Below are 11,203 nucleotides of genomic sequence, written 5' to 3' on the forward strand. Positions count from 1 at the left end.
CCGCAAGCAAGCTGAGGCTGCACTAACCCTCACTTCACGCCCGCGGGATGCGCACCGTCACGATCTCGAACGGCCGCAGCCGCAGGAGCGTCGGGTCCTCCGGCTGCGTCGCGAGCGGTCGCTCCAGCAGGTCGGTGCGCACCGCGGCGCCGGCCGGGAACCCCGGCGTCAGACGCGCCGTCGACCGGCCGCCGGTGGCCTCGTAGAGGCGCACGACCACGTCGCCCGAGCCGTCCTCGGCGAGCTTGACCGCCTCGACGACGACCGCCGGGTCGTCGACGGTGACGAGCGGCTCGACCGGTGCCGACCCGCGCACCGCACGCACCGGGAGGTTGAGCCGGTAGCCCTGCTCGGCGGCGCCGAGCGCATCGACCCCGATCCGCACCGCGGTGCGGAGCACGTGTTCGCCCTGATCCGCTCCGGGATCCGGGAACAGCGGGGCGCGCAGCAGCGACTCGCGCACGACGGTCGTCGTGCCGCCGCCCTCGCGGGTGTGCCGCGTGATGTCGTGTCCGTAGGTCGAGTCGTTCGCCACGGCGACCCCGAATCCCGGTTCGCCGACGTGCACCCAGCGGTGCGCGGAAGTCTCGAACCGCGCCACATCCCACGACGTGTTGGCGTGGGTCGCCCGGTGCACGTGACCGAACTGCACCTCGTACGACGCGCGGTCCGCGTGCACGTCGAAGCCGAACGCGAGCTTGAGCAGCTTCTGCCGCTCGTGCCAGTCGACGGTCGACTCGAACAGCAGCGCGCCGCTCTCGTCGTCGAGGGTCACGACCTGCCGCACGCGCGACCCGCCGAAGGTGCGCACGATCTCGAGCGCCTCCCCGGCCGAGGTCGACACGACGCCGATCCGTTCCACCTCGACGAGGTCGGTGCCGACGCGCGAGTACGCCGCGTCGATGTCCCACGCGTCCCACTGGTTCGGGGTGTCGCGGAAGAGCTGCAGCAGGTTGCCCGGCTCGCCCGGGGCGACGCTCTCACGGCCGCTCACGAGGTCGACGAGGGAGACGAGCAGGCCCGCCGCATCGAACTCGGCGCGGACGCGCGAGCCCTCGAACACGAACCGGTCGCCGTCCGCGGAGACACGCACACCGCGTCCGTCGGTGGACGGGGCGGCGCCGAGCGCCGGGGCGCCGTGCACCGGGAACGGGCTCGCGTTGAACACGAGTTCCGTGTCACCCTCCCCGGCGAGCGCGCCGATCGAGCTCGCGATGAGCTGCTCGAGCTCGATCGCGACGCGCGCGTACTCGCGTTCGGCCTGCTGGTGCACCCACGCGATGGAGGAACCCGGCAGGATGTCGTGGAACTGCTGCAGCAGCACGGTCTCCCATACCGAGCGGAGGGCGTCGGCCGGATACTCCGCGCCGGTGCGCACGGCGGCCGTCGCCGCCCACAGTTCCGCCTCGCGCAGCAGGTGCTCGCTGCGGCGGTTGCCCCGCTTCGTGCGGGCCTGCGACGTGTACGTTCCGCGGTGGAACTCGAGGTAGATCTCGCCCGACCACACGGGCGGGTTCGGCAGGGTGTCGCGCGCCTCCTCGAAGAACGCGGTCGGGGTGTCGAGCCGCACGCGTGGCGACCCCTCGAGGTCCTCCTTCCGGTGGGCGGTCGCGAGCATCTCGCGGGTGGGACCGCCGCCTCCGTCGCCGTAGCCGAAGGGCACGAGCGAGAGGTCGGAGACCCCCTTCTCGGCGTACTGCCGTTCCGCCCGGTCGAGGTCGACCGCGGAGAGATCGGAGTTGTACGTGTCCACCGGCGGGAAGTGCGTGAACACCCGCGACCCGTCGATGCCCTCCCACAGGAAGGAGTGGTGCGGCATGACGTTGGTCTCGTTCCACGACGCCTTCTGCGTGAGGAAGAACTCGCTCCCTGCCGCCTTCACGATCTGCGGCATCGCCGCGGAGTAGCCGAACGAGTCCGGCAGCCACACCTCGCGCGGCTCGACGCCGAACTCCCGCAGGAAGAAGCCCTTGCCGTGCACGAACTGGCGCGCCATCGCCTCACCGCCCGGCAGGTTGGTGTCGGATTCGACCCACATGCCGCCGACGGGCACGAAGCGTCCCTCGGCGACCCGCTCCCGGATCCGCTCGAACAGCTCCGGGTAGTACAGGCGCATCCACTCGTACTGCTGCGCCGACGAGCAGGCGAACACGAAGTCCGGGTCCTCGTCCATGAGGTCGAGCACGTTCGAGAACGTGCGCGCGCACTTGCGGATCGTCTCGCGCACGGGCCACAGCCACGCGGAGTCGATGTGGGCATGACCGACGGCGACCACGCGGTGCGCGGTCGGGACGGCCGGCCGGTCGAGGGCGTCACCGAGCACCTCCCGGCCGGCCGCGGCGGTGCCGCGCACGTCGTGCGGATCGAGCACATCGACGGCGCGCTCGAGGGTGCGGAGGATCGTCGCCCGCCGTGCGCTCTCGGCGGGCAGGGTGCCGAGCAGGCCGAGGAGCGTCCACATGTCGCGCTCGAGCTCCCACGCGTCGCTGTGCACCTGCACGATACGGGCGTGACCGAACCGGTAGAGCGGCTCGTCGCCGGCGGTCTCGAGGTCGCCGAGCGGTGTCGGCTGAAAGCTCCACTCACCGCCGATGTTCGGGTTCGACGCCGCCTCGATGAGCAGTTCCACGTCGTCGCCGGGCTTGCCGTCGAGGCGGACGTGCCCGTTGAGCGGCTCGAGCGCCTTCAGGATGCGGCCCTCGGTCGTGTGCACGAGTCCCTCGGCCTGGAACCCCGGTCCCGCCCCCGTGAAGCCGAGGTCGACCGAGAGCTCGATCGCGCCGTCGTGCTTGGACCAGTCCTCCGGGATGGTGCCGGACACCCGGAACCACGTCGTGCCCCACGGGCGGCCCCACAGCGTGCCGGGCTCGAACGGCTCGAACTGCTGGGTCACCGCCTCGGCGAACGGCACCGGCTCGCCCGGCACCGTGTACGCGGCGATCGCGAGCGGCACGTGACGGGCGTGAGCGGCTCCGACGACGCGCTCGCGGTAGAAGCGCTGGATGCGGGCCTCGACGAGGCGGGAGTTGTCGTGCATGGGGTCCTTTCGAGGGTCAGCCCTTGACCGCGCCGGCCAGCGCGAACGAGCCCCCGAGCGTTCGGGAGACGACGGCGTACAACGCGATCACGGGAATGGAGTAGAGCAGCGAGAACGCGGCGAGCTGCCCGTAGGCCACCTCGCCGTACTGCCCGAAGAACGAGTAGATGCTCACGGCGGCGGGTTGGGCATCCGGGCTCAGCAGCAGCAGGAACGGCACGAAGAAATTCCCCCACGCCTGGATGAACACGAAGATGAACACCACGCCGATGCCGGGCCGCATGAGCGGCACGACGATGCGGATGAGGGTCTGCCACATCGAGGCGCCGTCGACCCAGGCCGCCTCTTCGAGGCTCACCGGCACCGAATCCATGAAGTTCTTCGCCATCCAGATCGCCATCGGCAGGCTGCTCGCCGCGAGGAACAGGATGACGCCGGGAACCGAGTCGATGAGGTTGAGGCTCACGAACAGGCTGTAGACCGGCACCATCATCGCCGTGATCGGCAGGCAGGTGCCGAACAGGATGCCGTAGAGGAACGGCTTGTTGATCCGCAGCCGGTACCGCGAGAGCGGGTAGGCGGCGAGGATGGACACGACGACGGTCACGACCGCGCATCCGCCCGACAGGATCAGGCTGTTCAGCAGCGGCACGAACGAGATCTCCGGCGTGAGCACCGCGGCGAAGTTGTCGAAGGTCACCCGCTCGGGCAGGTCGACCGAGAGCGTCGCGGTCGGATCGACCGAGGCGAGCAGCAGCCAGGCGAGCGGCAGCAGGAACGCGATCGTGACGAGCACGAGCACGCCGTTCGAGACGACCCTCAGCGACCGGCGGCTGGGGGAGGAGAGGGCGGTCAACTCAGTCCACCTCCGGCTTGAGTGCCCGGATGTACGCGATCGAGAAGATCGCGCCGACGAGCAGCATGATGGTCGCGATGGCCGTGCCGAAGCCGAGTTCCGAGAACCGGAACGCCTCCTGGTAGGCCAGCAGCGGCAGGGTGGAGCTGTCGGTGCCGGGACCGCCGCCGGTCATCACGAAGATGAGCGTGAACACCGACAGGGTCTGCAGCGTGGTGAGCATGAGGTTCGTCGAGATGCTGCGGCGGATCATCGGCAGCGTGATGAACACCAGCCGTTGCCACCCCCGCGCCCCGTCGACCTCGGCGGACTCGGTGATCTCCGGCGGCACGTCGTTGAGCGCCGCGGAGTACACGAGCATCGAGAATGCGGCGCCGCGCCAGATGTTGGCGAGGATGACCGAGAGCATCGGGTACTCGTAGAGCCAGTTCGCCCCCGTGCCGCCGACCATGCCGAGCAGCGTGTTGAGCGTGCCCTCGTCGGCGAAGAACGCGTACGCCGCGAACGACGCGACGATCTCGGGCAGCACCCACGCCACGACGACGACCGTGCCCACGGTCGTGCGCACGAAGCGATTCGCGCTGCGCATGAGGATGGCGAGCCCGAGTCCGAGCACGTTCTGACCGATGATCGCCGAGGCGATGAGGAACACGAGGGTCAGCACGACGGACTTCGGGAAGTCCTCGTCCTGGAAGAGGTCGATGTAGTTCTGCAGGCCCACGAACTCGGAACCCTGCGCGGCAGCGCCGGTCAGCGAGCTGTTCGTGAGCGAGCCGTAGAAGCTCGTGATGACGGGGCCGGCGAGGAAGATCGCGAGGAGCACGACGGCCGGCAGCAGCGGGATCCCGCGCGCGAACTCGCGGCCGCCGCGCCGGGCGCGGGGAGTCCTCCCCGCGCCCGGCCGGGCCGACGTCGGTGGCGTCTGCGTGACGGTCATCCGTTCAGCCCTTGGTCGTGTTGTCCTCGCCGACGATGCCGATCACGGCTTCGTCGTACTCGGCTGCGGCCTCCTCGGGTGTCTGCTGACCGGTCATCACCGCCTCCATGGCGACCGTGATCTCGTTCGAGATCTTCGAGTAGTCGGAGGTCGCCGGACGGAAGTGGGTGTACTCGACGATCGAGGAGAAGAACTCGAACGAGGGGTTCGCCTCGACGTAGGCCGGGTCTTCCGACACGTCGGTGCGCACCGCGATCTGGCTCGCCGCGATGTCGTACGCCTGCGAGTTCTCCTTGTTGAGGGCCATCGCCATGAACTCCCACGCGAGGTCCTTGTTCTTCGACTTCTCGCCCATCGCGAGCGTCCAGCCGCCGGACATGCTGACGGCGCCGGGCTCCTGGCCGTTCTGCGTCGGCATCGGCGCGGTGCCCATCACGTCATCCCATTCGGGCCACGGCACGTTGCCGCTCTCGAGCCACGTGCCGCTCGTCCACGAGCCGTCGAGGTTGATGGCGAGCTGGTCGTTCGGCAGCCACTCTCCGACGACCTTCGTGCCGATGTTCTTGTCGAGCGCCTGCTGCGGGGTCGGTCCGAGGCCTCCCTGATAGACGTCGGCGATGAACTGCAGGCTGTCGATGAAGCCCTGCGAGCCGACGACCCACTTCTGCTCGTCCTCGTCGTAGAGGGTGTCCTCGGTGCCGTAGAGCAGCATCTCGAAGCCCTGCATCGCGGCGGCCTCGCCCTGCGGTTTGCCGGAGTAGATGTTGAAGGGGACCACCTCGGGCAGCTTCGACTTGATGGTCTCCGCCGCGCTCAGCACGTCGTCCCAGGTCTTCGGCTCCCACGGCACGGGGATCCCGGCCTGCTCGAAGAGCTTCTCGTTGTACCAGAGGGCACGGGTGTCGGTGCCCATCGAGACGCCGTAGATCTTGCCGTCGTCGCCTTCGCCCGCCTGCTTGGCGTTGTCGAAGAACTGATCCCAGTCCTCCCAGTCGGCGAGGTACTCGTCGAGTGGAGCGAGATAGCCGGCGTCGACGTCCGACTTGATCATGAACGTGTCCTCGTACATGACGTCGGGGGCGGTCGCGTCCGACCGGTTCATGAGCGCCAGCTTGGTGAAGTAGTCGTTCTGCTGCGCCTCGATCGGCACCAGCTCGACGGTGACCCCTTCGTTCTCGGCCTCGAAGTCCTCCTTGACCTGCTTCATGTGCTCGTCGAGCTGCACGAAGTTGCCGAACTTCTGGTAGGCCACCTTGATCGTGTTCGGGTCGTCCCCTGGACCCGCGCATCCTGCGAGGGTCAGACCCGCGACCGCCGCGACCGCGGCGAACGTCATCCTTCTCATCGAAGCTCCTTTGCTCGGACGGTTCCCGTGGGTGGGCACGGGTGATGGCATTACTCAAACGTATGGATAAATTGCTGTCAAGGCTTTCGGGCCCTCGGATGCGGGACAGCGCAGAGGTGCGCTCAGCGCCCGATGAGCAGGGTCGACGGCCGAGGCGAGAACGTGTTGTCGAGCACGAGGCATGCGGCGCCGATCGCGGCGACGTCGGCTCCGACCGCGGACGAGGTGATGCTGATCGGGGCGAGCCGGATGAGCGCCGAGGAGTCGGCGACGTGCCGGGCGACGCGCTCGAGCGCCACACCCGCGAGGCGGTCCCAGAACGGGCCCCCGAACACGACCCGCTGCAGGTCGAGGAGGTTGACGATCGTCACGATGCCGCGGGCGAACCGCCGGCAGAGCTCGTCGATGAGCGCCACGGCCTCCGGCTCCCCGGCGGCGGCGGCCGCGGTGACCTTGCCGAACAGCTCGTCGATCACGGGGAGGGTGAGCGCGCGCGGGGGCTCCGCGATCACCCCGCGCGCGATGGCGTCCTGCACGACCGTGCGCGGCAGCGTCAGATCACCGAGGCACCCGCGCTGGCCGCACCGGCACACCTCGCCCTCGTCGCTCACGATGATGTGGCCGGCGTCGCCCGCGTTGCCGCTCGATCCGCGCACGGGCGCATGGTCCACCGCGATGCCGAACCCGACGCCCGTGCCGTAGTAGAAGAAACCGACGTCGTCGCTGCCCGCCTCGTCGTGCATCCAGAGTTCGGCGGCGACGGCGGCGGTGACGTCCTTCTCCAGCAGCACGGGCAGTCCGAGCGCCTCGAGCAGGCTGTCGCGCAACGGCACGCGGTGCCACCCCTCGAGCAGCGGCGGATCGACCACGACGCCGAGAGCGTCATCGATCGGGCCCGGGGCGGCGATGCCGAGTCCGAGGATCTGCTCGGTGCGCACCCCCGAGGCGGCGATGAGCGACGAGATCGCCTGCGCCATCGATTCGACGAGGCGCGGCGGGCGCGCCGCGGACGGCGTGCGGGCGCGCGACTGCGCGACGACGGTGCCCTCGAGGTCGAGCACGACGTAGGTGATGACGGCGGGATCGAGGTGCACTCCGATCGCGTACCGCGACTCCGGCTCGAGCTGCAGGATGGTGCGCGGCTTGCCGGGACCATTGATGCGTTTGCCCGCTTCGCGCACGAGTCCGGTCTCGATCAGTCGGCGGCTCACGTTCGTGACGGTCTGCGCGCTCAGCCCGGTGAGCTCGGCGAGCTCGACCCGGCTCAGCCCGTCTCGTGAGCGGCGCACCCGGTCGAGGATGACGGCCTGGTTGAACTCGCCGACGGCGGGCAGATTGGTGCCGCGACGCATCCGACTCCTTCCACCGTGGTGGGAACCAGTATGCACAGGCGGCCCCGCCGGCCGGAGCGGGGGGAAACCCCACCATGCATCCGGGAGGCCGTCGGATGGGGGCCGCGGGCGCGCCCGGCGAGGCTCGATGCATGACTCCGCGCCCCGTCCTCCGACCTGCCGCCGCCCTCGCCGCCGCGGTGCTCGTCACGGTGACGAGCGCCTGCGGACTGACCGGCGGCACTCCGATCAGCACCGTCGGCGAGGTCGAGTTCGAGCGTCCCCTCGCCGTGCCCCCGCTCGCCCCGTCGAGGGTGGATGCGGACGGCGTCCGGGTGTTCTCCCTCACGGCGCAGCAGGGCGAATCCGAGTTCGAGGAGGGGGTGCGCACGACCACCTGGGGGTTCAGCGGCGCCCACCTCGGCCCGACCCTGCGGGCGAGCCGAGGGGAGCGCGTGCGCGTCGAGGTGACCAACGAGCTCGAGGAAACGACGACCGTGCACTGGCACGGGATGCACCTCCCGGCGGCGATGGACGGTGGACCGCACCAGCCGATCGCCCCCGGTGGGACGTGGGCGCCGGAGTGGGTCATCGATCAACCGGCCGCGACGCTGTGGTACCACCCGCACCCGCACGGGGAGACGGAGGAGCACGTCGCACGCGGGCTCGCCGGGGCGTTCCTGCTCGACGACCGGGACGCATCCGCTCTGCCGCTGCCCCGCGAGTACGGCGTCGACGACGTGCCCGTCATCGTGCAGGACGTGCGCTTCGACGGTGACGGCGAGTTCGAACGCGGTCAGGGCGACTTCGTCGGCCCGCTCGGCGACCGGCTGCTCGTCAACGGGACGCTGGGTCCGTTCCTCGACGTGACGACCGAATCCGTGCGGCTGCGGCTCGTGAACGCGTCGCCTGCTCGCGTGTACGACTTCGCCTTCGCCGACGACCGGTCGTTCGACCAGATCGCGACGGACGGCGGACTGCTCGCGGCGCCCCACCGCACCGACCACGTGCGGCTCTCGCCGGGTGAGCGCGCGGAGATCGTGGTCCGCGTGGGGCCGGGCGAGCGGGTGGTGCTGCGCTCCCGGCCTCCGGAGCTCGGCGGCACGGTGCCGTTCGGCGGCTCGAACGGCGGAGGCGACAGCTTCGACGTGCTCGAACTCAGAGCCGCGGATGCGCTGCGGCCCTCGCCCGCCGTGCCGACGTCCCTCGTCGCGCTCGAGGACATCCCGGATCTCGACCGGCCCTCGGCGGAGCGTCGGTTCACGCTCGACAGCACCCAGATCAACGGGCAGAACATGGACATGGCGCGCATCGACGAGGTCGTCACGCTCGACACGACCGAGATCTGGCACGTGCGCAACGACATGGCGATGCCGCACAACTTCCACGTGCACGACGTGCAGTTCCGCGTACTCAGCGTCGGAGGCGAGGTCCCGCCTCCCGAGCTGAACGGGTGGAAGGACACCGTCTACCTGCCGCCTCAGGTGGAGTTCCGGCTCGGACTGCGCTTCGAGGACTACGCCGACCCGGCCTCGCCCTACATGATCCACTGCCACCTGCTGCGTCATGAGGACACCGGCATGATGGCGCAATTCGTGGTGGTCGAGAAGGGGCAGAAGCCCGCCATGATGATCGGAGAGAACGATGAGCACCACACCCACTGAGCGTCGCCCGCTGTACCCCCGCCTCTGGGCGGGGGTGCCGCGCGAGCTCGGCTACCTGCTGCCGCTCCTGCCGATCGTGATCGTCTCGCAAGTGGTGCTCGCGGTGCTGTTCTCGCTCGGGATCGGTCTGCTTCCGATCGTGCTGGGAGTGTTCGTGCTCGTCGGAGCGCTCTACACCGCGCGCGGCGCCGGGACGTTCGAGCTGGCGCGGCTACGACTGGCCGGAACCCCGCCCATCCGCAGGCCCTCGTGGTCGTCGAGCGATGACGGCGGCTTCTGGCGACGGCTGACCCGCCCGATCATCGGCGGTCACTACTGGCTGTACCTGCTGCACTCGGTGCTCGTCGTGCCGATCGTCGGCTCACTCGTCTGGTCGGTCACGATCGCGTGGCTGTCGATCGCGCTCGGGGGGACGTCGTACTGGATCTACTCGCGATGGATCCCGTCGGAGCGCGACTGGAACTTCCTCGACATCACCGTCGGATTCCTGTTCCCGGGCTCCGACCCGTCGACGGAGCAGCGGCTCGCCGACAACGTGTTCTTCTTCATCATCGGGGTCATCGCCCTCGTCACCCTGCCGTTCGTCACGCACGCCCTGACGCGACTGCAGTGGGCGATCGCGCGGGTGATGCTCGCCGCGTTCGACAGCGAAGCGCTCCAGCGCCGGGTCGCGGAGGTCTCCGCCTCGCGCACCGCCGCGGTGGCCGCCGAGGGTACCGCCCTCCGCCGGCTCGAGCGCGACATCCATGACGGACCGCAGCAGCGTCTCGTGCGCCTGCAGATGGATCTCGCCGCGGCGGAGCGGCAGCTCGAAGGCGACCCGGATCGCGCGCGGGAGCTCATCGCGGAGGCACGCCGGCAGTCGAAGGATGCGCTCGACGAGCTGCGTGCCCTGTCGCGCGGCTTCGCACCGCCGCTCCTGCTCGACCGGGGGCTCGTCGCCGCGCTCGATTCGCTCGCCTCACGGAGTCCGCTGCCGACGACGTTCGTCGACGAGAGCCCGGCCGGGATCGACCTGCCCGACGAGGTGCAGCGCGCCGCCTACTTCGTCGGGAGCGAGGCCCTTGCGAACGCCGCGAAGCATGCGGAGGCGTCGAACGCCGAGATCCGGGTGGCCGTGCGCTCCGGAGAAGAACCGGCATCGGGATGGCTCGACGTCATCGTGTCGGACGACGGCCGCGGGGGCGCGAGCGCGGTCGAGGGGCACGGGCTCGCGGGGCTCGACGAGCGGGTGCGCGGGGTCGGCGGCACCCTCGAGGTGTTCAGCCCGGCCGGTGGCCCGACAATCCTGTCGGCCCACCTGCCGGTGGGCATCCCGGTGGCACCGTGACCGCACGGTGACCACTGCGGAGTCCTACGCTGGCGGGGTGAGTTCCGCCCGCGTCGTCGTCGCCGACGATTCCCTGCTGTTGCGCGAGGGTCTCGTGCGCATCCTCGAGGAAGCCGGCCACGAGGTGGTCGGCGCCTTCGGCTCGGCCGATGCACTGCTCGCGGAACTCGCCGACCTCGCGCCGGAGCTCGTGGTGCTCGACGTGCGCATGCCGCCCGACTACCGCGATGAGGGGGTGCGGGCGGCGATCGAGATCCGTCGCCGCTCCCCGGAGGTGGGCATCCTGCTGCTGTCGCAGTACGTCGAGGTCACCTACGCGCAGGAACTGCTGTCGTCGGGGCGCGGCGGCGTCGGGTACCTGCTGAAGGACCGGGTCGCGTCGCTGTCGGAGGTCGCCGAGGCGATCGACCGCATCCGCGACGGGGGCACGGTGCTCGACCCGGAAGTGGTCGCCCAGCTGCTCGGTCGCCGTCACGACCCGCTGTCGACCTTGACTCCTCGGGAGCGCGAGGTGTTGACGCTCATGGCGGAGGGGCGCACGAACGCCGCGATCGGCGAGCGGCTCGTGATCGGGGTGGGTGCGGTGGAGAAGAACGTCACCGCGATCTTCTCGAAGCTCGGGCTCGAGGACTCGGGCACCGATCATCGGCGGGTGCTCGCGGTGCTCGCCTGGTTGCAGCACAGCGCCTGAACCGGCCGCGTT

At 70.0% G+C, this 11,203-nt stretch carries 8 protein-coding genes; 3 read left to right on the forward strand and 5 right to left on the reverse strand.

The window, feature by feature from the left end; translation table 11 throughout:
- Nucleotides 1-34: 34 nt before the first annotated feature.
- The 5 genes from CLV46_RS07350 to CLV46_RS07370 all read right to left on the reverse strand — a co-directional run bounded on the left by CLV46_RS07350 (nucleotide 35) and on the right by CLV46_RS07370 (nucleotide 7,527).
- The gene (locus CLV46_RS07350; protein ID WP_100364172.1) at nucleotides 35-3,037 is read right to left on the reverse strand and encodes an alpha-mannosidase; all 3,003 of its coding nucleotides are present in this window, start codon (nucleotides 3,035-3,037) and stop codon (nucleotides 35-37) included.
- 16 nt (nucleotides 3,038-3,053) lie between these two features.
- Complete coding sequence (locus CLV46_RS07355; RefSeq protein ID WP_100364173.1) at nucleotides 3,054-3,893, reverse strand: carbohydrate ABC transporter permease; 840 nt, start codon at nucleotides 3,891-3,893, stop codon at nucleotides 3,054-3,056.
- Nucleotide 3,894: 1 nt separating this feature from the next.
- The gene (locus tag CLV46_RS07360; RefSeq protein ID WP_100364174.1) at nucleotides 3,895-4,830 is read right to left on the reverse strand and encodes a carbohydrate ABC transporter permease; all 936 of its coding nucleotides are present in this window, start codon (nucleotides 4,828-4,830) and stop codon (nucleotides 3,895-3,897) included.
- A 4-nt stretch (nucleotides 4,831-4,834) separates the two neighbouring features.
- Nucleotides 4,835-6,175 (reverse strand): extracellular solute-binding protein, encoded by a 1,341-nt coding sequence (locus CLV46_RS07365; RefSeq protein ID WP_100364175.1) that lies wholly within the window; start codon nucleotides 6,173-6,175, stop codon nucleotides 4,835-4,837.
- A 122-nt stretch (nucleotides 6,176-6,297) separates the two neighbouring features.
- On the reverse strand, nucleotides 6,298-7,527 hold the full coding sequence (locus CLV46_RS07370) for an ROK family transcriptional regulator (RefSeq protein ID WP_100364176.1): 1,230 nt from the start codon (nucleotides 7,525-7,527) through the stop codon (nucleotides 6,298-6,300).
- Between the two features lie 131 nt (nucleotides 7,528-7,658).
- Here CLV46_RS07370 and CLV46_RS07375 point away from each other — a divergent pair, with 131 nt between their 5' ends.
- From CLV46_RS07375 to CLV46_RS07385, 3 genes are read left to right on the forward strand one after another with little or no spacing between them, the layout of a single operon-like run.
- On the forward strand, nucleotides 7,659-9,170 hold the full coding sequence (locus tag CLV46_RS07375; protein WP_100364177.1) for a multicopper oxidase family protein: 1,512 nt from the start codon (nucleotides 7,659-7,661) through the stop codon (nucleotides 9,168-9,170).
- Nucleotides 9,151-10,500: a sensor histidine kinase gene (locus CLV46_RS07380; protein WP_100364178.1), complete on the forward strand. Its 1,350-nt coding sequence runs from the start codon at nucleotides 9,151-9,153 to the stop codon at nucleotides 10,498-10,500. Before CLV46_RS07375 ends, CLV46_RS07380 begins: the two co-directional genes overlap by 20 nt.
- A 37-nt stretch (nucleotides 10,501-10,537) precedes the next feature.
- Complete coding sequence (locus CLV46_RS07385; protein WP_100364179.1) at nucleotides 10,538-11,191, forward strand: response regulator transcription factor; 654 nt, start codon at nucleotides 10,538-10,540, stop codon at nucleotides 11,189-11,191.
- Nucleotides 11,192-11,203 lie beyond the last annotated feature (12 nt).

Source organism: Diaminobutyricimonas aerilata (assembly GCF_002797715.1).
Classification (GTDB): Bacteria; Actinomycetota; Actinomycetes; order Actinomycetales; family Microbacteriaceae; genus Diaminobutyricimonas; species Diaminobutyricimonas aerilata.

What these genes read in the sequence shown, in the direction of transcription:
- CLV46_RS07365 (WP_100364175.1), bottom strand. Translation starts at nt 6,175, where the DNA reads ATGAGAAGGATGACGTTCGCCGCGGTCGCGGCGGTCGCGGGTCTGACC.
- CLV46_RS07375 (WP_100364177.1), top strand. Translation starts at nt 7,659, where the DNA reads ATGACTCCGCGCCCCGTCCTCCGACCTGCCGCCGCCCTCGCCGCCGCG.
- CLV46_RS07360 (WP_100364174.1), bottom strand. Translation starts at nt 4,830, where the DNA reads ATGACCGTCACGCAGACGCCACCGACGTCGGCCCGGCCGGGCGCGGGG.
- CLV46_RS07370 (WP_100364176.1), bottom strand. Translation starts at nt 7,527, where the DNA reads ATGCGTCGCGGCACCAATCTGCCCGCCGTCGGCGAGTTCAACCAGGCC.
- CLV46_RS07380 (WP_100364178.1), top strand. Translation starts at nt 9,151, where the DNA reads ATGAGCACCACACCCACTGAGCGTCGCCCGCTGTACCCCCGCCTCTGG.
- CLV46_RS07350 (WP_100364172.1), bottom strand. Translation starts at nt 3,037, where the DNA reads ATGCACGACAACTCCCGCCTCGTCGAGGCCCGCATCCAGCGCTTCTAC.